General features: G+C 64.0%; 18 protein-coding genes. 5 read left to right on the forward strand and 13 right to left on the reverse strand.

Translation table 11 applies throughout. The features are described from left to right. Positions 1-592: 592 nt before the first annotated feature. The 4 genes from FJY73_08800 to FJY73_08815 all read left to right on the forward strand — a co-directional run bounded on the left by FJY73_08800 (position 593) and on the right by FJY73_08815 (position 6,135). On the forward strand, positions 593-967 hold the full coding sequence (locus FJY73_08800) for a hypothetical protein (GenBank protein ID MBM3320757.1): 375 nt from the start codon (positions 593-595) through the stop codon (positions 965-967). A gap of 214 nt (positions 968-1,181) precedes the next feature. Then, positions 1,182-2,327, forward strand: coding sequence for an ImmA/IrrE family metallo-endopeptidase (locus FJY73_08805; GenBank protein MBM3320758.1), 1,146 nt, complete (start codon positions 1,182-1,184; stop codon positions 2,325-2,327). Further along, on the forward strand, positions 2,327-2,821 hold the full coding sequence (locus tag FJY73_08810; GenBank protein ID MBM3320759.1) for a DUF4411 family protein: 495 nt from the start codon (positions 2,327-2,329) through the stop codon (positions 2,819-2,821). The genes FJY73_08805 and FJY73_08810 overlap by 1 nt, the downstream gene beginning before the upstream one ends. Beyond that, positions 2,818-6,135, forward strand: coding sequence for a helicase (locus tag FJY73_08815; protein MBM3320760.1), 3,318 nt, complete (start codon positions 2,818-2,820; stop codon positions 6,133-6,135). The genes FJY73_08810 and FJY73_08815 overlap by 4 nt, the downstream gene beginning before the upstream one ends. Before the next feature lie 143 nt (positions 6,136-6,278). Here FJY73_08815 and FJY73_08820 read toward each other — a convergent pair whose 3' ends face one another. The 3 genes from FJY73_08820 to FJY73_08830 form a co-directional block, all read right to left on the reverse strand. Beyond that, positions 6,279-8,441 (reverse strand): T9SS type A sorting domain-containing protein, encoded by a 2,163-nt coding sequence (locus FJY73_08820; protein MBM3320761.1) that lies wholly within the window; start codon positions 8,439-8,441, stop codon positions 6,279-6,281. A gap of 181 nt (positions 8,442-8,622) precedes the next feature. Further along, positions 8,623-9,639: a cytochrome d ubiquinol oxidase subunit II gene (gene cydB, locus FJY73_08825; protein ID MBM3320762.1), complete on the reverse strand. Its 1,017-nt coding sequence runs from the start codon at positions 9,637-9,639 to the stop codon at positions 8,623-8,625. Between the two features lie 15 nt (positions 9,640-9,654). Then, complete coding sequence (locus FJY73_08830; protein ID MBM3320763.1) at positions 9,655-11,085, reverse strand: cytochrome ubiquinol oxidase subunit I; 1,431 nt, start codon at positions 11,083-11,085, stop codon at positions 9,655-9,657. 135 nt (positions 11,086-11,220) lie between these two features. Here FJY73_08830 and FJY73_08835 point away from each other — a divergent pair, with 135 nt between their 5' ends. After that, positions 11,221-12,141 carry a hypothetical protein gene (locus tag FJY73_08835; GenBank protein ID MBM3320764.1) on the forward strand — a complete coding sequence of 307 codons (921 nt, stop codon included), beginning with the start codon at positions 11,221-11,223 and terminating at the stop codon, positions 12,139-12,141. A 264-nt stretch (positions 12,142-12,405) separates the two neighbouring features. On the opposite strand, the gene FJY73_08840 is transcribed toward FJY73_08835, so the two are convergent. From FJY73_08840 to FJY73_08885, 10 genes are all read right to left on the reverse strand, one after another. After that, a complete protein-coding gene (locus FJY73_08840; protein ID MBM3320765.1) occupies positions 12,406-13,302 on the reverse strand; it encodes a DMT family transporter in 897 nt (298 codons plus the stop codon). Positions 13,303-13,444: 142 nt separating this feature from the next. Then, positions 13,445-14,707, reverse strand: a complete 1,263-nt coding sequence (locus FJY73_08845) for a VWA domain-containing protein (GenBank protein ID MBM3320766.1) — start codon at positions 14,705-14,707, stop codon at positions 13,445-13,447. A 31-nt stretch (positions 14,708-14,738) separates the two neighbouring features. Further along, positions 14,739-15,293, reverse strand: a complete 555-nt coding sequence (locus tag FJY73_08850; protein ID MBM3320767.1) for a pilus assembly protein — start codon at positions 15,291-15,293, stop codon at positions 14,739-14,741. Between the two features lie 28 nt (positions 15,294-15,321). Then, the gene (locus tag FJY73_08855; GenBank protein MBM3320768.1) at positions 15,322-15,795 is read right to left on the reverse strand and encodes a pilus assembly protein; all 474 of its coding nucleotides are present in this window, start codon (positions 15,793-15,795) and stop codon (positions 15,322-15,324) included. A 386-nt stretch (positions 15,796-16,181) separates the two neighbouring features. Next, positions 16,182-17,609 (reverse strand): aldehyde dehydrogenase family protein, encoded by a 1,428-nt coding sequence (locus FJY73_08860; protein MBM3320769.1) that lies wholly within the window; start codon positions 17,607-17,609, stop codon positions 16,182-16,184. A 7-nt stretch (positions 17,610-17,616) separates the two neighbouring features. Then, the gene (locus FJY73_08865; GenBank protein ID MBM3320770.1) at positions 17,617-18,381 is read right to left on the reverse strand and encodes a DNA alkylation repair protein; all 765 of its coding nucleotides are present in this window, start codon (positions 18,379-18,381) and stop codon (positions 17,617-17,619) included. Beyond that, complete coding sequence (locus tag FJY73_08870; protein ID MBM3320771.1) at positions 18,378-19,541, reverse strand: D-alanine--D-alanine ligase; 1,164 nt, start codon at positions 19,539-19,541, stop codon at positions 18,378-18,380. The genes FJY73_08865 and FJY73_08870 overlap by 4 nt, the downstream gene beginning before the upstream one ends. A gap of 124 nt (positions 19,542-19,665) precedes the next feature. Next, positions 19,666-21,633 carry a redoxin domain-containing protein gene (locus tag FJY73_08875; GenBank protein ID MBM3320772.1) on the reverse strand — a complete coding sequence of 656 codons (1,968 nt, stop codon included), beginning with the start codon at positions 21,631-21,633 and terminating at the stop codon, positions 19,666-19,668. A 701-nt stretch (positions 21,634-22,334) separates the two neighbouring features. Further along, positions 22,335-24,830, reverse strand: a complete 2,496-nt coding sequence (locus FJY73_08880) for a T9SS type A sorting domain-containing protein (GenBank protein MBM3320773.1) — start codon at positions 24,828-24,830, stop codon at positions 22,335-22,337. Position 24,831: 1 nt separating this feature from the next. Continuing rightward, the gene (locus FJY73_08885) at positions 24,832-25,896 is read right to left on the reverse strand and encodes a hypothetical protein (GenBank protein ID MBM3320774.1); all 1,065 of its coding nucleotides are present in this window, start codon (positions 25,894-25,896) and stop codon (positions 24,832-24,834) included. Positions 25,897-26,040: the final 144 nt, after the last annotated feature.

A 26,040-nucleotide genomic window follows, 5' to 3' on the forward strand; every position in this document is an offset into this window, starting at 1 on the left:
CGAGCCCGCGGTCTTCGACGGCGAGGAGATCCGGAGCTGGAACGACACGGCCTCTCTCCCTCTCCTCCCGAGCGACGAGTCGGTCGAGGTCTTCACGAGGCTTCGCAAGGCGCCTCGGCTCGACCTCGACGACAAAAGATCCTGGCGCGCGCGGCCGCACACGGAGCTCCACGCCACGAACGACAAGAAGCTCATGGACCTCAAGTCCAAAGATCGCCCGAAGGGCTTCTGGCCGGTCTTCAAAGGGGAGTCGTTCGACCTTTGGATTCCCGACACCGGGACCTACTACGCCTGGGCCGACCCGAAGAAGGTGCTCCCGCACTTGCAGGAGAAGCGCGCGCGGGGAGCGAAGAACAAGAACTCCCCCTTCTCCGAGTTCGACCCGCGCGTGATCCACAACCCGAACACGCTCCCTTGCCTCGACCCGAGGATCGCGTTCCGGGATGTGAGCCGAGCGACCGACACCCGCACCGTGCGAGTCGCCCTCGTGCCGCCGGAGGTGTTCATCACGAACAAGGGGCCCTATCTGCTCTGGCCTCGGGGAGACGTCCGAGATGAGGCGTATCTTCTCGGTGTGCTTTCATCCCTCTCGTTGGACTGGTACGCGCGTCGCTTCGTCGAGGTCAGCGTGAATTTCTTCATCTTCAACCCTCTCCCCATCCCCCGCCCCCCATCCGACCACCCCCTCCGCCTCCGCGCGATCCTTCTCGCCGGCCGCCTCGCTGCGCCCGACGATCGCTTCGCAGATTGGGCCGAGGAAGTGGGCGTCGAATGCGGCTCCCTCGCCCCCGACGACAAAGAAGACAAGATCCACGAGCTCGACGCCGTCGTCGCGCATCTTTATGACCTCAAGGAAAAGCATCTCGTCCACATCTTCGAGACCTTCCACGAAGGATGGGACCACGAGGAGCGGCTTCGTGCGACGCTGAAGCATTTCAGGGAGTGGAGGGAGAAGCTCCCCAAGTAGGGTTACGGGTAGGAGGCAAACGAGGATCGAGCCCATTCGGGGTGCACCACCTACGACGCATGCGCGCATTCAGTGGTTCACGAGCAGATTCCCCCTCTCGGCAAGGAATGTCAAGGTCGAAACCTCCCCTTTCATGCGATGCGCTCGCGAACCGCCCCTTCCCTTTGGGGCGGCCGGGGCGTAGACTGACGACGGGCTCGAACGGAGGGGATGCATGACCCGGGTCGAGGTTCGGCCGGAGATGCTGCGGTGGGGGCGAGAGCGGGCTGGGTTCAATCTGCATGATCTGGGGCGCCGCTTCCCGAAGCTCGAATCTTGGGAGCGCGGGGATGGCCGCCCGACCCTGAAGCAGCTGGAACGCTACGCCAAGTCCACCTTTACGCCCATCGGCTATTTCTTCCTGCCCGAGCCCCCGGTTGAGCAAGTTCCCCTTCCAGACTTTCGTGCACCCCGGAAGGTACGGCTTGGAAGACCAAGTCCAAATCTGCTCGACACGGTCTACCTATGCCGGCAACGCCAAGACTGGTACCGCCAGTACGCGAAGACGGAAGGGGAGCGGCCGCGCGCGTTTGTTGGGTCGGCGCAGCTCTCGAACACGGCAGAAGAGATCGCGGGTCGGATGCGGCAAGCCCTTGGGTTCGATCTCGAAGCCCGGCGAGACTGCCCCACATGGACGGAGGCGCTTCGCAAGTTCATCGATCAGACCGACAGCATCGGTGTGCTGGTGATGGTGAGCGGGATCGTCCTGAACAACACGAGGCGAAGGCTGGACCCGGATGAGTTCCGAGGGTTCGCTCTGGCGGATGAGTGGGCGCCTCTCGTCTTCGTCAACGGCGCGGACACGCGGGCCGCGCAGATGTTCACTCTCGCCCACGAGCTGGCTCACCTGTGGCTCGGGCAATCCGCGCTTTCTGATATCGATCCCGCGGTCCCTCCCCAGCACGAGGTCGAACGCTGGTGCAACAGGGTAGCGGCGGAACTTCTGGTCCCGGTCCGGGCGCTGCGTGGCGAGTACCGCCTTGGCGCCGAACTTGGGGGCGAGGCCCAGCGCCTGGCGCGCCACTTCAAGGTAAGCACGCTCGTGATCCTCCGGCGAATCTACGATGCAGAGGAGGTCTCGAAGGAGGAGTTCGAGGAGGCGTACAGCAGAGAAAAGGAGAGACTCCATGCGCATGCGGCGGGCGGCGGCGGCGACTTCTACCTTACCCTTGCGGCACGTGTAGGCAAACGATTCGCCCGCGCCATGATGGTCAGCACGCTGGAAGGCCGTTCGTCCTTCACGGAGGCGTTTCGTTTGCTCGGGCTCAGGAAGATGGCGACGTTTCACGATCTCGGGCTAAGCCTGGGGATGCGCACCTAATGGCTTATCTCCTCGATGCGGACGTATTCATCAGGGCGAAGAACTTGCACTATGGACTCGACTTCTGCCCCGCCTTCTGGGAGTGGCTTGTCCGAGAGAACGCCGCCGGGAGGCTCTTCAGCATTGAGAAGGTTGGGGATGAAATCCAAGCGTTGGCGGACGAGTTGTCGACCTGGGCTCGTGCGAGGGGCGACGCCTTCTTCCTTCGTCCGGACGCCGCGGTGTTTCCGGCGCTCGCCGCGGTAAGCGCCTGGGCCGGCAGCGGGAGCTACGACGTCGCCGCCGTGAGCACCTTTCTTCAGGTAGCCGACTACTACCTCGTAGCCCAGGCTCGGGCGGGAGGCCATACGGTTGTCACGCACGAAGTCCCATCCTCGTCGTCTCGCAAGATCAAGATTCCCGATGCTTGCATCAGCCTCGGCATCAAGTGCATGACGCCCTTCGAAATGCTGCGCAGGGAACGGGCTCGTTTCGTGCTCGAGACGCGACCGTGAGCAGCGGGAAGAACGGAGCGAAAGCCCCCGAGCCCGCAAAGCCCCTCTTCATCGACAACCGCGACGGGAACACGCTCGCGCGAGTCATTGTCGGGCACCTCGCAGCGCTCCGGCGCGAGGGGCGCACCCCGTCCGAGATGTGCGTGGCGAGCTGTTACTTCAATCCTCAAGGTCTGGAGCTCATCGCGGAAGAGGCGCGGCATGTGCCGCGGATCCGGCTCCTCCTGGGCGCGGATCCGACTCCCGAGGCGATGCGCCCGAGAAGGGAACCGAAGGATCCGAGGGAGCCGGAGTTCACGCTGAGGCGCGTGGCCCAAGGGCTCTCCGATCTCGAGCGAGGCATGAGGCGGGACCGCGATCTCCTCCCCTTCGACTTCGCCGAGGATCGCTCGATCCGCGATCTCGTCGATTTCCTTCGCTCCGGCCGGATCGAGGTGCGGCGTTATGAGGGGCACTTTCTCCACGCCAAGGCATTCCTCTTCCGCGGCGAGGAGCGGGGGATCCTCGCGGGCTCGGCGAACCTGACGCGCGCGGGGCTTCAAACGAACTTGGAGCTCGTGCTGGGGCACCACGAGGATCCTCTCGTCGCGCGCGTCGAGGAGTGGTTCGAGTCGCTCTGGGAGGAAGCGGTCCCGTTCGACCTCGCCGCGATCTACGCGGAACTTCTCGCCGAGGTCTCGCCCTACCTCGTCTACCTCAAGGTGCTTTGGCATCTCTATCACGTGGAGCTGGAAGAAGAAGAGAAGGAGACGGGCCGGATCCCGATCACGACGTTCCAAAAGCACGGCGTCTGGCGGGCGCGAAAGATTCTTGAGAAGTACGGCGGGGTTCTCATCGCGGACGGCGTCGGGCTCGGGAAGACCTTCACGGCCGGCGAGATCATCGGCGCATACCGCGCGCGGAGGCAGCGCGTGCTCCTTGTCTGCCCCGCGAGTCTCCGCGACACGACCTGGGAACGCTTCCTGAACGACCACCAGCTTCTCGTCGAGTGCCTCTCCTACGAGGAGCTCGCGAACGACCTCCAGCTCGGAGGGGATCGGAGTCATCTCAAGAACCTTCTCGACGACTACGCGCTCGTCGTCGTGGACGAGGCGCACAACTACCGCAACCCCGACACGCCGAAACGAGCGGAGATCTTAAGGCGGCTCTTGGCGGGCAAGAGACGAGACGTCCTGTTCCTCACCGCCACTCCGGTCAACAACTCGCTCTGGGACCTCTATCATTTGCTCCGCTTCTTCATGAAGCAGGACGCATGGCTCTCCGACCGCGGGGTCCTCTCGATCCGGGAGCGTTTCGAGCAGGCGATGCGCGAGGATCCTTTCGATCTGAACCCGGACCTCCTGTATCCCATCATCGACGCGACGACGGTGAAGCGCACGAGACGCTTCATCAAGAAGCACTACGCGAGCGATTTGATCCGCGGACCCGACGGGCGCCTGGCGCCGATCCGCTTTCCGACGCCGGTCGCCTCTTCCATCGGATACGACCTCGATGCGCTATTGCCCGGCTTCTTCGCGCGTCTCGAAGAGATCCTGATGCCCGAGGGCGGACATCCGCTTCTCCGAATGGCGCGCTACCAGCCCGAGCGGTACATGCCGGGCATGGTTGGCGAGCACGACGATACGGCGCTCGTCGGTCTTCTCCGCTCCGCGCTCCTCAAACGTTTCGAGTCGTCGTCGGAGGCGTTCCGGCTGACGGTCGGGCGCATGATCGGCGAGCACGAGGCTTTTCTCGATGCTCTCTCGCGCGGCTTCGTCGTTCGGAAGGAGTTCTTCCGTGAGCTCTCGGCCGCGGAGGCCGAGGGAGAGATCGACGAGATCCTGGAGGGGACGGAGCACGCGGAGGACGCACGCGCATACGATGTCGCGGGGCTCGAGGCCGACGTCCGCTCGGATCTCGCGATCCTTCGGGAGATGGCGAGCGAAGCGGCGAAGGTTCTCCCCGAAGGCGACCCCAAGCTTGCCGCCCTAGTCGAAGAGCTCGTCTCGATCGCGAAGCAGGCCGAGGAGGAGGCGATCGACGAGGAGGACGCGAGACAGAAACGCAAGACACTCGTCTTCTCCCACTACGAAGACACGATCGATTGGATCGAGGAGCGCTTGCGACGAGTGATCGAATGCGACGAGCGCCTTGCCGCGTATCGAGGGCGCGTCGCATCGGTGAGCGGAGAAGAGGTGCGCCGAGGTGTGTCCCGCGAGAAGGCACTGCACGGATTCGCGCCGATCTCCACGGGAGCGCCTCCGCAAGACGCCGAGGATCGCTTCGATCTCCTCCTCTCGACCGATGTGCTGGCTGAAGGCATGAACCTCCAGCAGTGCCGCAACGTCGTGAACTACGATCTCCCGTGGAACCCGATGCGCCTCGTCCAGCGTCACGGGCGCGTGGACCGGATCGGAAGCCTCCACGAGAAGGTATTCTTGCGGACGTTCTTTCCCGACGCGGAGCTCGATGCGCTTCTCAATCTGGAAGAGCGCGTGCGCCGGAAGCTCGCCCAAGCGGCCGCTTCGGTCGGCGTCGAGGAGGCTCCGATCGAGCGAGGCGCGACAGGCGAACAAACCTTCGCGGAAACGCGCGCCGAGATCGAGAAGCTTCACCGCGAAGACCCCTCGATCTACGAGGCGGGCGGAACCGAGGGGGCCGCGCAGACAGGCGAGGAATACCGGCAGGAGCTCAGGCGGGCAGTTGAGAAGTACGGTGCCCGGATTCGTAGCCTTCCCTGGCGCGCGGGCTCCGGGATGCGGAAAGGAGAGCGCGACGGCCACCTCTTCTGTGCTGCGGTAGGTGAGCGTGTCTATCTTCGCTTCGTACCGCGGGAGCCCGAGGGGGAAATCATCGGCGAGCTCGGGACGTGTCTTCGGATGATCGAGTGCACGGAGGAGACGCAGAGGGTCTTGAGCAATGAGACGGCGCTCGCCGCCTACGATGCCTGGGCTCGGGCGAGCCGGAGCATCTTTGACGCGTGGACCTTCGAGACCGATCCGGCCAACCTCCAACCCAAGATCAGGAAGCTGAATCGGGAAGTCGCCGCCTTTCTGCGCGGGAATCCGCCGGCGGACATCGAACGGGACAGGCTGCACCGCTGCCTGGACGCCGTCGAATCTCCTTGGCCTCGCCGCGAGGAGAACCAGCTCCGCCTTGCCTGGGAACGGGAGTTCGCGACCGCAGCCGAGCGGGCGCGTCACCTGGTCGAAGAGGTCGAGCGGATCGGGGCGGAACCGTATCGCGCCCCTGAGCCTTTGCCGCCCATCGAACAGCACGAGATCCGCCTGATCGCCTGGATGGCGATCGAGAAGGACGCGCGGGCCGCTTCGTGAGTGATTCGGTGCTCTCGTGAAGGCCGGAACACCTCTTCCTGCGCGAGAACCGGTCGAGTCGCCGAGAACTCCCTGATCCCCAAAGGAAAGGGCTCCCGGCCGGAGAACCAGGAGCCCTGAACAAGCAGCGCCGCGTCGGGGCGCTACTTGATGAGCAGCATCTTGCGCGTCGTCTCCTCGGTCGGAGTCTTCAAGCGGTAAAGGTACACACCCGAAGGAAGCGCGCGCCCCTCGTGGTCGCGGCCGTCCCATTGAACGGTGTGGCGTCCCTCCTGCTTGAAGCCGTCGACGAGCGTCGCGAGAAGCCGTCCGCTCACGTCGTACACTTCGATCGTCGCCCGAGCGCCGCCCGCCGGGACCTCATACTCGATCACCGTGAACGGGTTGAACGGGTTCGGGACGTTCTGCCAGAGCCCGAAACGCGGAGGTGCGGGCGCGCTCGGGGCGTCCGTATCGATCTCGCTCCGGAGCGCGAACGCGAGGTCGATCGACTGACCGCCGAACGGATGCTGCGGCGGGTAACGGAGTTCTTGCCAAGGTCCTGGATACGGCTCCATCCCCCATCCCCACACCGCATCGTCGTTCCAGTGATCGAGCGACGTCTTCCATCCCCAGAACGCCTGCGTGTCCATCGGTCGGGCCTGGACGTCGAGCCAGTAGACGATCGCACTGTCCGGTCTCCCCAACTGATGGAAGGCCTCCGCGATCGGCACGCGGAACGTGTAGTGCCAGCACGTCCAGTCGGCCGGGAACCAATAGTTGTCCGGAGGTTCCATCCATCCTTCCTCGATGCCCGGCTGCCAGATGTCGGCGAGGAAGTTGCCGGGCGCGAAAGTCCACATCCAAAGCAGATCGCCGGGCATGCTGTAGCCGGTCGGGCTCTCCCAAGCGGGGATGTCCTTGTGGAAGCTGAGCGTGAACTGCACGGCCATCGGGTCGAAGCCGAACGGGAGATAGTCGTTCAGCCACGAACCCCAGAGATGGATCTCGTTCACCCAGCCGGGCATGTTGCAGAGGTAATCGTCGGCCAGGAGGAACGGCTCCGTCGCCCGCACGTCGATCCCCGTGACGCGCAGATCGGGCCGCTGGATCCACTTGTAGCTCTGCATCTCCTCGATGCGGACCTTGTAGTCCTCGACCTCTCCGTCCGGAGCGGGGCCCGTGAACGGAAGCGGTCCTGTCGTGTTGAAGCGGAAACGGGCGAACGTGAGCCCCGGCGCGGCGTTCGGCGGGACGTTGTAAGAGATCGTGAAGAGACCGCCCGGCGTCCAGAGACCCGAGGCGATCTGGTCGATCGCCGGGAGCCAGCTTCCGTCCTGTCCGAAGTCGATCCACGCGTCGATGTAGCCGGGGACGGAGGTCACGACATCGACGGTCGCGATCATGCCGGGAACGAGCGGCGAGGTGAACGTCACGCCGTCCTCGTCGTCGAACCCGTTGTTGTCGTCGCCGAGAGCGTTCGCGTCCGGCTGGCCATTCGGCTCGCCGTCCACGATGTTGCCCATGAAGACACCGGGGACGATCACATGGTTCGCGCCGTTGCTCAGGGCGAGCGTCGGATACGTCGGGTCGGGAGCGTCGCCCCAATCGACGCCAGTCTCGACGGAGGTCGTGATCACGAACGCGAGATCGATCGATTGCGGGTGCATCGGGTGCTGCGGCGGGTAGCGAAGCTCGTACCACGGACCGAAAAACGGTTCCTCTCCGTGCCCCCAAACCGCGTCGTCGTTCCAATGATCCATCGACGTCTTCCAGCCGAACAGAGTCCCGGGCGTGCTCGGGTACGCCTGCACGTCGAGCCAGTAGACGACCGGCTGCGTCGAGCTTCCCTGTTGAATGAACGCCTCCGCCGGATGGATGAAGAAGTTGTACTGGAAGCAGGCGTGGTCTCCTGGGAACTCATAGTAGTCGGGGGGATTCATCCAGCCCTCGTCGAGCTCGCCCATGTACGTCCGCACGGTGTACTGGCCCGGCAGGAACTCTCTCCACCACAGGACCTGCCCTGGTTGGCTGTACCCCCCCGGCCCGGCCGGGATGTCCGCGTGGATGCTGAGGACGAACCTGACGTTCGGATCGATGATGTCGTGATACCAGGAACCCCAGATATGGATGTCGGTGATCGGACCGGTCTGGGTGCAGAGGAAGTCGTCGGCGAGGATGTACGGGAACGAGGCGTTCACGTCGATCCCCATCGTGCTGAGGTCGGGATACTGGACCCACTTGTGCGGCTGTCCCGGATCCCAGTCGGCCCAAGCCGGCGCGGCCAGCGCGACCGCGACCGCAAGAAGCACAGCAAGCCTTCTCATCGCACGTCCTCCTCGACCGCGCGAGGGCGCGGCTCCCGTTCGGGATGATTGTCTCGTCTGTTCGTTCGGCTCAGCGCGGAGTCGTGGTTCGGCCGTAACTCGAATCGCGCCGAATTATAGCATAAGGCGAACAAAGATCCAAGCGGATTGCGGGAGGAGAAGCGCTGTTGCTTAGCCTCGGCTAATAGCTGAACTTCCCGATCTCTACCTTCCCCCGGAAAACCCAGTAGATCACGGTCGTGTAGGCCAAGACGAAGGGCATCCCGATGAAGGCGATGATCCGCATGATCGAGAGCGTCTTCTCTGACGAGGCGGCGTTGTAGATGTCGAGGCTCCATTCGGGGTTCAGGCTCGAGACCACGAGGTTCGGGAAGAGCCCGACGCCGAAGAGGAAGACGAGCGCGGCGATCGTCGCCGCCGACGAGAGAAACGCGTAGCCGGCTCGTTCCATGTAGATCGCCCGCGGAATGTTCGCGATCGCGAACACGTTCAGCACGACGACGATCCACGCCCACGGGATGTTTCGGAAGTTCGCGATCGCTTCCGGGTGCGCGGTGAGCGTGAAGATCGTCGTGAGAAGATACAGGACGAGAAAGATTCCGAACGCGTGCCACATCCATCCTCGGATTCGCTTCTGGAGATCTCCCTCCGTCTTCAAATAGAGATAGATCGAGCCGTGCATCGCGAAGAGCGAAACCGCGAAGATCCCGACGAGAATCGGATACGGCCGAAGAAGCCCGAAGAACGTTCCCGCGAACTCCTTGTCGGGTCCGATCGGAATCCCTTGAATCGAGTTGCCGATCGCCACGCCGAAGAGGAGCATCGCGACCGCGCTCGAGGCGAAGAACGCCGTGTCCCAAACGCTTCTCCAGCGCGGCGACTCCATCTTGCTTCGGAACTCGAGCGAGACCGCGCGGAAGATGAGCGCGAAAAGAAGGAACATGAACGCGAGGTAGAAGCCGGAGAAGACCGTCGCGTACGCGTGCGGAAAGGCCGCGAAGAGCGCGCCGCCGAACGTGACGAGCCACACCTCGTTCCCGTCCCAGAGGGGGCCGATCGAGTTGAGGAAGACCCGCCGCTCGCGGTCGCCCCGCGCGAGAAGATGCAGGATGCCGACGCCGAGATCGAACCCGTCGAGAATGGCGTAGCCGGCGAGCAGGATGCCGAGAACCGCGAACCAGAAGATGTTGAGATCCATCGTGTCGTTCTCCTCTTACTTGCGCGGCTCGCTCGAACCGGTCATCGATTCGCCCGTCCCCCTCGCCGCCGCCCGAAGGAATCCCCTCCCCGGCAATCGTTCGGGCGGCAGGTCCGTGACCTCCTCCGGTCCTTGGCGGATCTTCCGATCCATCACGTGGATCCAGATCAGGAAGAGGAGGAGGTAGACGATGGAATAGAGCACGATCGATCCGAGCACATGTGACGCGGGAACGGACTTGGAGACTCCGTCGCTTGTGCGGAGAAGACCGTAGACGATCCACGGCTGGCGTCCGAACTCGGCGGCGAGCCAGCCGAGTTGGTTCGCGAGGTATGGACCGATCACCGCGAAGACGAAGATCCAAAGGAGCCACCGCGTTTCGAAAAGACCCCTGCGCCACAAGAAGACCGCGGCGAGAAGCGTGAGCGCGATGAAGAGGAAGCCGAGGGCGACCATCGCGTGATACGTCTGAAAGCTGAGCCCGACCGGCGGCCAGTCCTCGCGCGGAAACCGGTCGAGCCCGGGGACCGGCTTCGACGTGTCTCCCGAGATCAGAAAGCTGAGAAGCCCGGGGACGGCGAGCCCGCCGTCGACCCGCTCCTTCGCGTTGTTCGGAACGCCGAAGAGGTAGAGCGGAGCGCCGTCTTGGGTCGTTCGATAGACTCCCTCGAACGCGGCCATCTTCGCGGGCTGCGTGGCGGCGACCGTTTGCGCTTGATCGTGTCCGGAAACGAGCTGGAGGAGCGAGAAGACGGTCGCGACGACGAGCGCGATCGTGAACGACTTCTTGGCGAAGTCGAGGTGGCGGTTCTTGAGGATGTAGTACGCCGCGATGCTCATCACGAAGAAGCCGCCGAGGATGAACGCGCCGATCAGCACATGTCCGAGACGATTCATGCTCGAAGGATTGAACACGACCGCCCAGAAATCGGTAAGCTCCGCCCGCGCGGCGCTCCCCTCTCCCACGATTCGATAGCCGGCGGGAGTCTGCTGCCAGGAGTTGGCGACGACGATCCAGACCGCCGAGAAGATCGAGCCGAGGGAGACCATGATCGTGGAGAAGAGATGCATTCCGGGCGAGACCTTGTCCCATCCGAAGACGAGGACCGCGAGGAACCCCGATTCGAGGAAGAATGCGAAGATTCCCTCGGCGGCGAGGGCGGAGCCGAAGATGTCCCCCACGAAACGGGAGTAGGTCGCCCAGTTCGTGCCGAACTGGAATTCCATCACGATGCCGGAGGCGACCCCAAGCGCGAAGTTGACCGCGAAGATCTTGGTCCAGAAGCGCGCCATCGCCTCGTATTGCCGGTCGCGCGTCTTGTGATACATCGCCTCCATGAAGACCATGAGAACGCCGAGACCGATCGTGAGGGGCGGAAAGATGTAGTGGAACATGATGGTGAGCGCGAATTGGACGCGAGAGAGCAGCACGACATCGAGGCCCATGAGGTCTTCTCCCCCTTTCTCCCCTGCGGGTGAGAGCCTAGCGGAAAGCGCCTCCGCAACTCAAGAGAAGAAGAAGCCGTTTCGCGTTCGGCGGTTTCAGAGATGCGGCTGCGGTGGTAGCCTTCCCTGGGGACGATGAAGAAACCGTACTACCTCTCTCTCAAGCTCCTCGTTCCGTGGAAGGAAACGGAGCGCCCGTGCGTCTGGGCGAGGCGTTTCGGGCGCGAGGCCCCGATCGAGCTCGAGATCGGCTTCGGCAATGGGGCCGCGCTCGTCCGTCGCGCGGCGGAGCATCCCGAGCGCGACTTCATCGGCGTGGAGATCTTCTGGGAGTCGGTGAAGCGGGCGCTTCGCCGCGCTGCGCAGGCCGGCGTCGCGAACCTCGCGATCGTTCAGGCGCCGGCGCGGCCGTTCCTCGAGCGTCTCGTCGCTCCCCGCGCCCTCTCCGCCGCGGTGTGTCTCTTTCCCTGCCCGTGGCCCAAGGAGCGGCACGCCGCCCACCGGCTCTTCTCGAAGCCGTTCCTCGATGTCTTGAACAGCCGTCTCGCCGACGGGGGAGAGACGGAGATCGTCACGGACTTCGAACCGTACCGCGACTGGCTTCTCGAACAGGTTCCCGGAACCGGTTTCGAGGCGCGCTGGGAGGAGATCCCCGCCTCCTACGGAACGAAGTACGAGCAGAAGTGGAGCGATCTCGGCCGCGAGCGTTTCTTTCGGATCGTTCTCGCGAAGCGGGAGCATGTCGGCATTCCATTCATGAGGGATGAAACGATGAGGATTCATACGATCGACCGTTTCGATCCGGAGGGTTTCCGGCCGAAGGGGACGACCGGCGTTCCGACGGTGCAGTTCAAGGAGTTTCTCTACGATCCGCAGAGGCGGAAGGGGATGCTGCGGGCGTTCGTCGCGGAAGAGGGGCTGCAGCAGCACTTCTGGATCGAGGTGGCGGAGGTGGAAGGGAGATGGAAGATCCGCCCCGCCGAGGGCTCCGGGATTCTTCCGACCGCCGGCGCGCAGCTCGCGCTCGATCTAGCGAGAGACGCCGCCGCCGGCTGATCCCGCGACGCACCATGCGGCATGATGATCTGTTGTCGGACGCGCGGGTCACTCTTTCGCGCCGCATGCGCGAAGGAGCTTCCTCGCCACCCCGTCGCTTTTCACGACGGGGAGCCCCGGCTCGGTCGTGTCGGCGGCTGTCCGCTCGATGCTCGCCAGTCGCCCTTTCGGGCTTGGTGGCTGCGCTTCTCGCGGACGCCTGCCGCCGCCACCCGCCGTGGTGACGTTCTGAATGGTCGGACGGCGGAACCCGGAGGGCGAGCCCTATCCGAGCGTGACCATCGCGACGCCCGCCACGCCGAGCACGAGCCCGGCGATCCTCTTCTGCGTGACCGGCTCGCGGAGGAGAAGCGCGGCGAAGAGGAACGTCCAAAGCGTAGAGGTCTGGTTGAGCGCAGCGGCGATCGAGGCCTGAGTGTATTTCATCCCGGCGAGCCAGAAGAGAAGCGAGACGTACGTCCCCATCACGACCGCTGGGATCATCACCGGCCACACGCGTCGATCCCGCAGTGCGGCGAGAGCCTCTCTTCTCTTCGCGAGGAATGGAAAGACGAGAGCCGAGGCGGCGACGCCCCCGACAAGACGCCAGAGGCTCGCCCAGATCAGCGGGTACCCGCCGAGAACCGGCTTGATCATCACGATAGCGATCGCCTGCGTCGACGTCGCCAGAAGCCCGAACACGATCCCCGAGAGAAGCGTCCGGGGGTGAACGCCGTCTTTCGATCCTCTCATCCACCCGACCGAAAGAACCGCGCTTAGAATGAGAAGCACTCCGAGGATCTGCACGCCGCTCATCCGCTCGCCGAGGAACAGGAAAGAGAGAAAGATGATGAACGGGCTGTACGAGGTCGTGATGATCGCCTCGAGGCTCGCTCCCACGCGATTCAACGTCATGAAGAAGAACGTGTCCGAGATCCCGATGCCGATCACTCCGGAGAGGAGGAGCAAGAGATAGTCGCGTGCCGCGATCGAGGAGGGCGATGCCCCCCCGACGACGAGAATCGTGGCCGCGAAGAGAGCGAGAGCCACGATGTTCTTGAACAGGTTGAGGGCGAGCGCGCCGACGCTGAAACCGGTCATGCGGAAGAGAACAACCGCGATCGCCCAGCAGACCGGGGCGGCAAGGGCGAAGAACTCCCCGATGAACGGAACCTCGCTCACGGCATCGTCCTTTCGAGATCGGCCCAGTGGCGCAGAGCGCCCGGGAAGACCGCGCGCGGTTTCCGAGCATTCTCATCCGACGGCGGATCTTTGTCGAGAGAGGATTGGGCGGGCCGGTCGGAGAGACGCGGGCCGAACGAGGCTATCGCGTGAGGCGGACCGAGATCTCGCGGGCGACCTGGTGAAACACGGTCTCCAGCACGGCCGCATCGGGAGCGAAGAAGAACGCCCCTTGAGGTTCGTTCGGATCGTAGGATGCGTTGACGATCGTTCCGCCCGGATGGAGCGGATCGTCGGCGAAGGGAAGGTTCGCGAGCTCGACGAGAAGAGGAAGATCCGGCTGGTACCACTCGCTCGCGCCCGGGCTTCCGAGCCCGATCGCGAAGATGGCGATCCCGTCCTGGCGCGCGCTCTTCGCCGCGGCGCGGGTCTGTTCGCGCGCCGCGTCGAGGATGTTCCAGTTGTTGGCCTCCTGCCCGTCCGGCAGCGTATCCGGATTCGGAATCCCGATCCAGTGAAAGACCTGGTACGGATCCTGAAGCCCCTGTGGGGGAGGGGATCCGCCCCCCACGCTCGGGTTCGGGTATCCGCCGATCACGGCGTCGACCGAATTTCCTTGAATCATGAAAATGTCGCGAAAGGAGGTCGGCCGCCCGTCCGTGAAGAAGACGATCACGCGGAACGCAGTTGTGGTCCCCTCGCTCGCGAGCTCGTCTTTCGCCGCGTTGAGCGCGTGCCCCGCGCTGGTGCTCCCGCTCGGCGTGAAGCCCGAGATCGCCGTGGTCATCGGCGCCTTGAAATGGTAGCCGAGAGGGAAGAGCGTGACTCGTCCCGACGCGAACCGGACGAGAGCCATCATGTCCATCGAGTCGTCGAAGAAGTCGATGAACTGCGTCGCACCGGCCCGTAGGGCGGCGATCGCGTTCCCGTGCGCCATCGAGGCCGACGTGTCGAGAACGAGCGGGATGCGGAGCGGACGCCGCGTCGCCTCCGCCTCCACGGAGACGCTCACCTGGGAGATCCCGACGAGCCGCATCAGCGTGGTCGGCATCACCGCCCTTCCCCGCACCTCGATGCGCGACTCGATCGAGTTCGGGATGAACGCCACGGAGAACGAGTGCCCCGAGGTGCCCATGTATCCCGAGACGAAGTTCATCCCTGCGAAGTTCAGCGCGGTGTTCTCGGCGAAGTCTTCGCCGCGCGGGAGAACGCGAGCTCCCGCGAGCGCCCCGCCGTCGACCGCGTTGGCGAGGCGGGCCCGCACCGCGTACATCCTCCCGAGATCGAGAGCGAGGCCCGCGACCGCGAGCGCGCCCGCGAGGGCGAACGCGGAGAAGACAAGAGCTTGGCCGGACCATTTCCTTTCCGGCGCTCGTCGGTTCGATCGAATAGCTCGATACGTCATTGTTTGAGGCAGCCTCCTCCGGACCCGATCGTCAGAACGCCGCCATCCCCCCGAGCACGATCGAGCTCCCCCCGCCGATCGAAAGCCCGCCTGCGAGCGGTTCCTGCTTGGAGAAGACCTCGACCCCCCAGAGGCTCATGCCGGGGGGGAGGGTCATCCCGTTCGGCACCGTCGCGGGCGATTCCGGATGGTTCGGCTGCAACGATCCGAACACGCTCGAACGGCCGAGACCGCCCCGGGCCTCCTGGTGAACGATGATGGGCGTGCCCTCGCCGACGCGCCGGATCTCGGTGAGGATGATCCTCCCCTTCGGGCCGTCCAGATCGAGAGATCCGTCGGCAGCGGCGAGCGCCTCGAAGGTCGCATCGAACGTCGCCCCGCGCGAGAGGACCGCCGCCGCTTCTCGCGAAAGGTGCGTGAGGGATACCTGCCGGTAGAGGAAGAGACCGAGCTCCGCCATCCCCACGAAAAGGCCGAGCACGATCGGAAGGATGAGCGCGAACTCGACCACCGATTGCCCGCCCCTGGGAGATCCGGTCCTTGCGTGCTCGACGCGCGGTGTCCGATCCGATTCGACGCGGCTCATGCGGGACATCCGTTCTCCTCCGCCCAGGCTACGTTCCCGGGAAAGGCTCGTTTCTCGAGATCATGGTGACCGCGCAAGGGTACACGCCCTCCGGAAACACGGGCCGGACGAGAGGCGTGAGGATCTCGATCTCGTAGTCGACGCGGATCGTCACGAGATCCCCGGGCCCTCCGGGGTCGCCTGCACCTCCCGGGCCGGTGATCGAGATCTGATCGGGCGTGACGTGAAGGCCCGGCGCGACGGTCTGAATCCGATGGATGATCGACTCGACTCGGCCGAGGTACGTTTCCGGATGCTCCGGGTCCGGCAGAACGTTGCCGGTCACCGTGAGGCGTGACGCCTCGCGCACGGCGCTCTGCAGGGTGAGCTGAATGTAGAGGATCCTGCCGAAATCGAACGCGCCGAAGAAGAGGAGGAGAAGAAGCGGGAGGATCAGGCTGAACTCGATGAGGGAGCTCCCCCGCGCGCCGGTCGTTCGCATTCGGAGCGGTCTTCGCCTCATGACGCTTTCCCCCTCGGGGGGCCGGTCCAACCGGCTGCGGTCGCTTCCGGAAACGCACGGTCGGGGGTCGCAAGCGATTCGAGGCATCCCGGCCATGCGACCGAATGCCGCGCCGCGCCTCCTCGGCGGGTCAAGGTTCTCCGTTTCCCGGAAGCTCCCGGCCGGCTTCACCCCTACCGGCCGGGTGTGCGACAAGGTAGCAGGATCGAGGGGAGCGTGTCCACTAAGAATTGTAAAATCAACATATTGGGCCGTTCCTTCCGCGCCGGCTCAACATCTAGGAGAGAGGGTCGGCGGTTCGGCTCGGATTCGGCCAGGAGACGGTCGGTCCGAAGCCGCGAGGCCCGAGGGGCCCGGATAGGGTCGGAAGGCCGCGCAAGCGGTTGTCACGGCTCGCGGATCACGAGCATGCGGATCTCGGTCATCTCCTCCATCGCGAAGCGAACTCCCTCGCGCCCGAGCCCGCTCTCCTTCACGCCGCCGTACGGCATGTGGTCGACGCGCCACGAGGGAACGTCCCCGATCACGACCCCGCCCACCTCGAGCTTCTCCCATGCGCGGAGCGCCTTGTAGAGATCGCGCGTGAAGATCCCCGCCTGAAGCCCGTAGGCGCTGTCGTTCGCCTCTCGGAGCGCTTCGTCGAACGAACGGAACCCGGAGAGGATCGCGACCGGTCCGAAGACCTCGCGCGCGGAGAGCTTCTCGTCTTTCGGGACGTTCTCGAGAAGCGTCGCCTCGACCATCGCCCCGCGACGCTCGCCGCCGCAGAGGATCCTCGCCCCGCGCGCGACCGCCGAGCGGATCCACTCCTCGATCCGCTCGGCTTCTTTCTCCGAAATGACCGGCCCGATGAAGGTGGTCTCTTCCTTCGGGTCGCCCATCACGAGCGCGCGCGCCTTGGCGACGAGCTTCTCCCGAAGCGCCTCGTAGACCGCGTCGTGCGCGAGGATCCTCTGCACGCTGATGCAGCTCTGCCCCGATTGATAGAACGCGCCGAAAACGATCCGCGCGACCGCGTCGTCGAGATCGACGTCCTCATCGACGATGCAAGCCGCGTTTCCGCCGAGCTCGAGAACGACCTTCTTCCGTCCCGCCCGCGCCTTGAGGTCCCAGCCGACCTCCGGGGAGCCGGTGAAGCTGAGGAGCTTGAGGCGCGCGTCGGTCGTGAAGAGGTCCGCTCCTTCTCTCCGGCAGGGAAGGATGGAGAATGCTCCCTTCGGGAGATCGGTTTCGGCGAGCACTTCTCCGATCACGAGCGCTCCGATCGGCGTCAGGCTCGCCGGCTTCAGGACGAACGGACACCCGACGGCGAGAGCCGGGGCGACCTTGTGGGCGACGAGGTTGAGCGGGAAGTTGAAGGGTGAAATGAACGAGCAGGGTCCGATGGGGAAACGCTTCCACATCCCGCGGTAGCCGCGCGTGCGAGGCGAAATATCGAGGGACATCACGCGGCCGGTATCGCTCGTCGCCTCCTTCGCGGCGATCCGGAACGTGTCGATGAGGCGCGAAACCTCGCCCCGGCTGTCCCGGATCGGTTTTCCCGCCTCGATCGCGAGGATCCGCGCGAGCTCCTCCGCCCGTTCCTGGAAGCGGCGCACGCAGTGGTTCAAGACCGCCTCCCGCTGATCGCTCGAAAGAGCGGCCATCGCCTCGGCCGCTTCCGCCGCGCGCTCGATCGCGCGCCCGATCGAGCCGGCGTCCGCGAGAGCGACGCGCGAGACGACCTCTCCCGTGTACTTGTCGGCCACCTCGAGATCGCGGTTCGGAGCGAGCGGTTCGTTCGCGAGGTAGTACGGATACGACTCTTTGAGCATGACGGTCTTACCTCGATCCGGGACGGCGCGCCGCGCGCGTCGCCTCGAGAATCTGCTTCCGTTTCGTTTCGGGGAAGCGCTCGATCGCGTAGCGGAGCGTCGTGCGCGGAATCCGGGGTCCGTGCTTCCGGAGAAAGCGCTCGAGCCTGGCCGCGTCCGCCTTTCCCGCTTCCCGGAGAACCCATCCGACCGCTTTATGGATCAAGTCTTCCTCGTCTTCGAGGAGCCTCTCCGCGATCGTGTAGACCGCGTCCAGGTGTTTCCCCTTCCGCGCGTGGGGGACGAAGGCGACGATCGCCCCTCGCCTGAGCCAGAGGTTCTCCGACTTCGTCCATCGGATCACCTCGCGGATGCGGGCGGGATAGCGGTCGAGAAAAGGACCGAGCACGCGCGGCGCGAGCGTGTCGACGGCGGCCCAGTTCCCGCACGACTTCTCGAGCCAGCCGCGGATTCGCGGGAAGAGCGCGGGTTCCGCACGATCGACGAAGGAGGCGACGAGGGAATAGCCGACGGTGCGCGCCTCGAGATGAGGATCCTCGGCAAGCGAATCAGAGAAGAGCGCGGCGTCCTTCCAACTCCACTCGGCGCGAGTCCTCTTGATCAGTTCTTTCGCGAGACGATCGAGCGTCTGAGCGCCGATCCCGAGGAGCGCGACCGGTTCCTTGAAGAAGCGCTGGCCGGAGCGCGCGGCATCGGGGTTGCGAAGCGAGCGGAGGCGCCGAAGGGTCTCCCGCGCGAGCGCGCGCGGATCGAGACGCGCGGGCCCGTTCATGCTCCGCCGTTCTCCTGTTTCGGCGGACGATAGCTCGTGAGAAGCCCCTTCCTTTCCTCGTGCCGCTCGAAGGCGAGCTCGATCAATCGATCGACGAGCGCCCCATAGGAGAGCCCGGACGCTTCCCACAGCTTCGTGTACATGCTGATCGACGTGAAGCCCGGGATCGTGTTCACCTCGGAGAGTAAGAGCCTGTCGGTCGTTCGCTCGAGAAGAAAGTCGACGCGCGCCATCCCCGCGCAATCGAGCGCGCGGAAGGCGCGGATCGCCGAGTCGCGAACTTCCTTCGTCTTCTCGGGCGAGAGGAGGGCGGGGATGACGAGCTCGGACTCTCCGTCGATGTACTTCGCGTTGTAGTCATAGAACTCGTTGCAGGGAATGACCTCGCCGGGAAGGGATGCCTCCGGGTCGTTGTTGCCGAGGACGCTCACCTCGATCTCGCGCGCGACGATCGCCTCCTCGACGAGAATGCGGACGTCGTATCGGGCCGCCTCGTCGATCGCGCGCGCGAGCTCGTTCCGATTCTTCGCCTTGCTGATCCCGACGCTCGATCCCAGGTTCGCGGGCTTCACGAAGCAAGGGTATCCGATTCTCTCCGCCTCGTTCAGAACCCCTTCGCGCTCCCGCTCCCAGCGCGTGCGCCTCACGAGGATCCAGTCGGGAACGAGGAGCCCCGCCGAGCGAAAGAGCCTCTTCGCCAGATCCTTGTCCATGGCGACGGCGGACGAGGCGACGCCGCATCCAACGTATGGGATGCCGGCGAGATCGAGAAAACCCTGAACGGTTCCATCCTCGCCTTTTGTCCCGTGAAGGACCGGGAAGACGACGTCGAGACGCTCGGGCGCGCCGCCGGAGAGGGGGACGAGAGAGGAGCGCTCGCCGTCGGGCACGAGTGCCGTCGGCTCGTCGGGAACCGCGGCCGGGCCGATCTCCGCCCGCTGGGAATCGACTCCGAGGCGGATCTCCGCGCGCGAGGAGAGGATCGCGAGCGCCTTCGGATGGAGGATCCATCGGCCGGTGCGCGCGATGCCAATCGGAACGACCTCGTAGCGCCCCGAGGCTTCGAGCGCCTCGATCACCGAGCGCGCGGACGCGAGCGAGACCTCGTGCTCGCCCGACTGGCCTCCGAAGAGAACGCCCACGCGAATCTTCTTGCTCATGGTCAACCCCTCGCAACCCGGATCGCTCCGGCCGCCCCGATTGTAGAGGATCCGAGGGAGGAGGGCCAACGATGGTGTTCTCGGGTGATTCGCCGGCCGCGGAGGATCTCAAGGAGCACCGTTCTCAAGCTCCCGGCGCTCCTCGGGACATCGCGAACTCGATCTTGAGGCGAATCTCGTCCATGGTTTTCTTTCCACCGAATCCGCTATCCTTGAACAGAATGTTCCCGTCGCGATCCAGAATGAAAGTGGCTGGGATCCCCCGGACCTTGAACTGCGCGGCCGCGGATGGAGAGCTCTTCTCGTCGGTTTCGACATCGAGGTAAACCGGGAGCGAGAGGCCGAGCTCGTTCCACTTCCCTTGGATTCTCTGAAGCCGCTCCTCGGGAGAGCATCGTTCCCATGTGTTGACGGGGAGGATCGCGAAGTTCCCGCTGGGTTCCCATTCGCGGAAGAGAGTGTCGAGGTGGGGGAGAGCCTGCATGCACGGGCCGCACCAGGTCGCCCAGAAATCGACGAGAACAACCTTCCCGCGGAACTCGGCGAGCGAGTGGACGTTTCCTTCGAGATCTCGGATTGTGACATCGGGAGCCGGCCACCGGAGAGCGACACGATCCAAACGGGCGAGATCCTTGGACCGTCTCGCGGCGGCAAGGTCGGCGAGATGTTCTTCGAAGCGTTCCGTACTTCCGTGCACGTCTGAATAGACCGCTCGCCATTTGTCGAGTGTTTCTGGATCCGGGTCCTCCATCTCGGCGACGCGATCGTAGGTGCGGAGTGCCTCCTCGTCTCGACCCAGGTTTTCCTGACACTCCGCGAGCGCCGCGAGTAGACCGGGATCGACCGCATTCGGCACTGTCGATACCGCTCGATCCAGGAGCGCGAAGGCATCCTGGTAGTTCTCATTCTCCGAAAGGAACCAGGCGAGCGTCCAAAGATAGATTGCTCGATCGTGTTCGTGGATCTTGGTCCATTCGTCCACGGAATAAGGGCTTTCGTCGGGCCTTGTCTCTTTCTCCGCCTCCTCGATGCATCGCCGCATGACCCTCTCGGCATCGGCGGTTCTGCCCGAGTTGAAGAGAGCCCATGCGAGGTAGCGAAGCTCAGAAGGTTCGAGAGGAACACCGCTGTCCATCATCCCGATCAGCTTGTCCGGTTCTCTCAGGTAGACGAGCCACCTCACGAGGAGATCCCGGGCTTGCGTAACGAGTCGGTCTTCGGGATGAGCGCGGACGAATTCCTCCAAACGTCGAATGCGGATGCTGTCGTCGTCCTGGATCTTCGCCGCTTCGAGCTCGGCGAGGGTCACGAGACGACTGTCGGGGAATCGCTCGCGAAGGCGAGAGACGAGCGAATCCGCCCCTCCGTCCATGTCGATGAGATCGAAGAGCGGAATGAAAGAAGCCGCAAGGGAATCGGGATCTCCTCGCAAGATGAGCTCCGAGAAGAGCGAATCGAGGCGCGCTCGGATGGGTTGTCGAAGGGCGTTGTACTCCTCGGAGCCGTATCCGGCCTCGTGTAGGGGGGCCATCCAGGAAGCCGCGCGAGCGGGGAGGTGATCGGGATTCATCGCGAGATCGGCCTCGATGCTCTCTACGATCTTCGCGTGGTCTCCGGGTAGGCCGAGAATGTCTGGAAGGCGAGTCTCTCTGGCGCGAAGCCGGAATACCTGATAGTGAAAACCGGGAGCCGGATGGCCGCCTCGGTAGAAAGGAACGATCCACGGATCGTCTTGGTTGTTGTCGTAAAGATCGGGATCGTCAGAGTCGAGGAAGGCAGAGACGAGGAGAATCGGGTCGACGGGGAGAAGTTCCGTCGGGTGAAAGCTCACTCGCCACTCGTTCCCGCGCTTCTTCATCGGGAGGACATTCGAGCAGAGCTCTCCCCACTCTCCCACGAGAGCGAATCGGAGAAGCACAGAGTCGGCGCGAGCGAGCCGCGGATCCGAAAGGTCCGGGCGATAGCGGATCGTGATCGTGTCTCGGGCCTTCGGTTTGGGAGGGGAACAGGAGAACGGAAGAGGCTCCGGTCGAGAGCAAGCCGCGAAGAGGACTACGACCGCGAGAAAGACAAGAAGAAACCGCTGCTGCATGAATCACCTCCGCGTCTGTGTTCAGGACGATTCTACTCGGAAACCTCCCCCCCGTCATCGAGCGTGAAAGATGCCAGCCCCGGCTGGCGGGGCAGCCGGGGCATGGTCCTCGAGAAGTCTCTCCAGTAGTCAGCGGCAAGCTCATACGAGCCGTTCTTTCTCTCCTCCGATCAGGCGTCGGACAGCATCGGCTTTCGATCAAGGTCTACCAAGGCAGCACTTTACGCACCCCCACGTCGTGGGGGGGTCGCAATCGCAGCCATCACACGGATGAGGCTGCGCCGGCTCAGGGTTTGGCGGTTTGTGACGCGTTTGACGTTGCAAGATTTCTTCCTCGGAGACCCCTTCTTCCGACAGAATCCAGATGGACGAAACCTCGTCTTCCTCCTGGAGGAGCCCCTGTCTCTCGAGCAAGAGGAGCTCTTCGAATGTTCGAGGCTTCTGTTCTCCTTTCAACCAGAAGCGAACTTCGTAGACATCGTATCGGTCGCTTCCCGGTACCCGTTTGGCATACCACGCGGTCTCCAGCTGCACGGCGTCTTGGTCGTCTCCAGAGAGAGTGGGGGCGACCGCCAGGTCTTGTGTCTCCGGAACCTCCCGGCACGAGGAGGCCGCGAGCACGAGAGCGACGACGAGAAGCCCCGCGATCATTGCGATTCGTTTCGACATGATACGTCACACCTCCTTCTTTTGTGAGCGTTCTAGCGTAGAAGCGTGATCTTCCTGGCCGCCTCGCGATCCCCCGACCGGAGGTGGAGGAAGTAGATCCCGGAAGCGACCGGTCGACCCCGTTCGTTCGTTCCATCCCACTCGACGGAGTGTCGCCCCGCCTCGCTCCGTCCGGAGAGGATGGTTTTCACGACGCGCCCGGACAGGTCGTAGACCTTGAGATCGACATCGGCCGCGGCCGGGAGAGAGAACCGGATGGCGCCGCGCGCCGAGACCGGGTTCGGCGCCGGCATTTCCAGAGCGAACGCGAACTGCTCGGATCCCATGCTTCCCGCGACCGCGCTCACGTCGGGAGCGAGCGAGCGCATGGCGGGATCGCCGAAGAAGACATACTCCCAGACATGATCCTCGGCTCCCGGGAACACCTCGAGGAGGTCCTCCATGGCGTGGTAGGCCGCCGATCCGAGGGTCGGCTCTCCACGGAATACTCGATCGATGAAGTGTTTCGCGATCCGGACGGCGGTGTAGGGATGGAGCGAGCGCGTGGGGAGGAGTCCTCCGGAGGCGCCTCGATCGGGGAACGAGCAGAGGAGCTGTTCGAGGATCGGTCGATGGATTCCCCAGAGGTCGCGGCGGTCGATGCCCCCTTCTCCGCACGATCCCCCGAACACGAATGGGTACACGTGATTCGGCGAGAGCTTTCCGGAATCCCACCCCATCGCCGTGTTCCAGAAGTCGTTGAAGCTCCACCATCCGGAGCAGTTGCCGAAGAAGAAGACGAGACCCTGTCCCGCGCTCCACGCGGAGTCGGCGACCCGTTCCCAATCGTTGTACGTTCCTCCGATCGCGGACCGAGCGATGAGCGTTCGGCTCCAATCGGTCGGAAGACAGGCGTTCACGCTGTCGGCGAGCGCCCGAATCCACGCTGCGTCGTTCCCGCAGTCGCCGGAGTCTTCGACGAAGAGGAGCGAGCGCTTCCCGTACGTCGGGTCGGACGAGTTTTCCCGTTCGAGGATCTTCGCCACCGCATTCGACACGTCTGCCGCGCTCGTCGCCGGGATCCGACCGACGAAGATCTCCGCTACTCCGTCGCCGTCCGGATCCGCGTAGGGACGATCCGACCAGGTGCTGTCCTCGTCGAACCACGCAAGCTCCGGCTCGTAGCTCCCCCACATGGGGATGCGATCGGCATCGCCTCCCAGGTAGTACGCATCTCCGACGAGAAGAAGGTACTTGGGCTTCACGGTCCACTCCGCGAGGGCGTTCGCGAGGAGATCCCTCAGGGTGTTGCGATCGATGAACGGCGGGCCGATATCTCCCCAGCACGAGAACACTTCGCCGACGGTCCACACTCCCGCGGAGAGGTTCTGGGACTCTCGATACGCGACGAGAGGAGCGAGCGCGTCTTCCCACTCGTCCGCACAGACCGCGATCCACTCGAGGTTCTGGTTCTGCGGGTAGCTCGGGTTCGTGATGAGGCAGTTGCCGGCGCCTCTCGCCTCGGCGGATGGGGTTTCTCGAAGGGAGACGACCGGCGGCTGCCACGCCGGAGCCGAGGGGATCCCGTCCGCCGCCGAGGTCTTCCCGAGCCAGATCGTGTTCCCCGAGGTCTCGACTTCTTGGAGGCGGTAGATCGTTTGAGGTCCGGGGAAGCTCCCGTCGAGGAACGAGTACCGGTCCCCTCTCTCGACGGATCCCCTTGCGGGGAGAAGATCCGAGATCGGCTCCGCCGTGCCGTCGGGACGAAGTCGATGGACGACGAACCCTTCCGTCTCCTTCTCCCATCCGGTCTCCCATGCGATCGTCCCCGTCGAATCGGACCCGATCCAAAGGAGCGAAGCGAGAGGATCGTCCTTGATATCGTTGCTGCGGTACGGCTTGTAGCCCTCTTCCCTGAGGTACGTACGAACGTCGATTTCCACTTCACGAACGCGTCCATCAGAGATGTTGCTGTGAATGATCCAGGCCCGAGGGAAATTCGACCGGTTCCAGTAGTTGAGGAGCATGACATGAGCGGGAGACGTTGTTCGGTCGAGGACATCCCCCTTCCGGATATCCGTTGTGTCGAGGCTGGTTCCGGTGTCGATGGGGACCGAGTAGGAACTCGTCGAGAGATGCCAGGTGCCCGGTTTGCTCCCCGTGATTCCCCAGGCGCGTCCGACGAGCCCCGAACAATCGATCCCGGTCATGTGATTGTAATAGCAGGAATAGTTGTTCATACAGGGGTAGTTCCCGGCGCCCCGACCGGAAGTCAGGTTGCTCGTGAACTCATCCGGCGTGTGCCAGTTTCCATAGGAGTAGGCCATGCCGGTGCCCGATCCGACGGGAACGGTGTTTCGGCAAGACGAGGTGTAGCACCCGGACTGGTTCCCGGGGTAGACGTTGATCGAGTTCACGTTGTAGGTGAGATCTCTGTACTGCTTCGCGGTGGCGAGGATCTCGTCCCGAGTGAGGGCCGAGGCAGTGCTCGGGTGGAAGAGGGACGAGAAGAGAATGCACAATCCGAGAAGGAATCTTCTCCCTTTCATGTCACTCCTCCTTCCAGTGGAGATAGACCTCGAGACCTTCCTTGGTGACGTGGCAGGAGTAGAGCCGTCCAGCGGGAGATAGGAAAAACTCCACGAGCCGTCCTCCCCTCAACGCTCGTTCCGGCCTTCCTCGAGTGTTTGGATACTGAGTGATGGCGACGATCTCCCCCTGGGGATCGGTCACCTCGATTCTCCCGCCGTAGTAAGCAAGGTAGCTGTTCCCCGACACACCGAAAATCTGACCGTCCCGCCCTTCAAAGCTCCGGAGGAGGCGTCCGCCTCTGTCACGGACACGGACGAGGCAGTTCCCCAATCGTGCGAGCCCCCCTTGGTCTGGGATGCGGCAATTGATGGAATAGAAAAGGCCATCGGCGCCGACGACGGTGGGAGTCGTGCCATCCCAGATGTCCGAGAGGCGTTTTCCAGAAACACGAGCTGCGAGGCTGTCAAGTGGGATGCTTCGGTAGTTTCTGTAGAAGAAGACGTAAACGGAACCATCAGGCCCTACGTCCAGGTGATAAGCGTTGCCCGCCGGTTCCAGGCCTAGGGCGCGGACGCCGACGCGCACCACCTGGGTCCAGCGTGTGTCGCCCGGAGAGAGCCGGCGGAAGTCCAGACTTTCCTGCCCACCGCCCCCACTCTCCAACAACAGCGTGATCGTCCCGTCCGGCGCAACCGCCATATCCTGAGGCCAGGAATATTCTCTATCCCAAGGATAGATGTATCTTCGCCCGCCCCCCCAAGGCCCATCGATGAGGCGGAGGAGGGAGCCGTTGGTCGGGTCAATGACCTTGATGTTGTCGAAGTCGAGGTCGTAGAAGTAGATCTCCTCCGTCACGGGGATCGTGACAATCCCGCCGTAGAGTACTCTGTCGCTTTCCCCCACCGGCAGGTCCGAGATCAGCTCCGCCGTGGACCCCCGCGGATACGTGAAGAGATAAACCGGCTGAACCGGTTCCGGCTCTTGTTCGCCGAGCGCCGGACTCGGGAGAACGAAGAGCGCGACGAGAAGATTCGCGAGGAGAAAGAGGAGAACCGAAGCGAGGTGGATCGATCGAAGCGTCATGTGCCTCTACCCCCTGGTTTCGCTTCGGGAGCGGAGAGGTTCGCCGGGACCGTCCCCCGCTCCCGACCTCTGCCTAGACCACGCTGTTTGTTCTGTGCCCAACCTCCAAGAAGAGAATCTATTCGCCTCGAAGACCCGGCGGGA

It is taken from the genome of Candidatus Eisenbacteria bacterium (genome assembly GCA_016867715.1).
Taxonomy (GTDB): domain Bacteria; phylum Orphanbacterota; class Orphanbacteria; order Orphanbacterales; family Orphanbacteraceae; genus VGIW01.

Coding starts and splice junctions, on each gene's coding strand:
- FJY73_08870 (MBM3320771.1), bottom strand. CDS start 19,541: ATGAGCAAGAAGATTCGCGTGGGCGTTCTCTTCGGAGGCCAGTCGGGC.
- FJY73_08850 (MBM3320767.1), bottom strand. CDS start 15,293: ATGAGCCGCGTCGAATCGGATCGGACACCGCGCGTCGAGCACGCAAGG.
- FJY73_08875 (MBM3320772.1), bottom strand. CDS start 21,633: ATGCAGCAGCGGTTTCTTCTTGTCTTTCTCGCGGTCGTAGTCCTCTTC.
- FJY73_08860 (MBM3320769.1), bottom strand. CDS start 17,609: ATGCTCAAAGAGTCGTATCCGTACTACCTCGCGAACGAACCGCTCGCT.
- FJY73_08885 (MBM3320774.1), bottom strand. CDS start 25,896: ATGACGCTTCGATCGATCCACCTCGCTTCGGTTCTCCTCTTTCTCCTC.
- FJY73_08845 (MBM3320766.1), bottom strand. CDS start 14,707: ATGACGTATCGAGCTATTCGATCGAACCGACGAGCGCCGGAAAGGAAA.
- FJY73_08880 (MBM3320773.1), bottom strand. CDS start 24,830: ATGAAAGGGAGAAGATTCCTTCTCGGATTGTGCATTCTCTTCTCGTCC.
- FJY73_08830 (MBM3320763.1), bottom strand. CDS start 11,085: ATGGGCCTCGATGTCGTGCTGCTCTCTCGCGTCCAATTCGCGCTCACC.
- FJY73_08810 (MBM3320759.1), top strand. CDS start 2,327: ATGGCTTATCTCCTCGATGCGGACGTATTCATCAGGGCGAAGAACTTG.
- cydB (MBM3320762.1), bottom strand. CDS start 9,639: ATGGATCTCAACATCTTCTGGTTCGCGGTTCTCGGCATCCTGCTCGCC.
- FJY73_08855 (MBM3320768.1), bottom strand. CDS start 15,795: ATGAGGCGAAGACCGCTCCGAATGCGAACGACCGGCGCGCGGGGGAGC.
- FJY73_08865 (MBM3320770.1), bottom strand. CDS start 18,381: ATGAACGGGCCCGCGCGTCTCGATCCGCGCGCGCTCGCGCGGGAGACC.
- FJY73_08835 (MBM3320764.1), top strand. CDS start 11,221: ATGAAGAAACCGTACTACCTCTCTCTCAAGCTCCTCGTTCCGTGGAAG.
- FJY73_08820 (MBM3320761.1), bottom strand. CDS start 8,441: ATGAGAAGGCTTGCTGTGCTTCTTGCGGTCGCGGTCGCGCTGGCCGCG.
- FJY73_08805 (MBM3320758.1), top strand. CDS start 1,182: ATGACCCGGGTCGAGGTTCGGCCGGAGATGCTGCGGTGGGGGCGAGAG.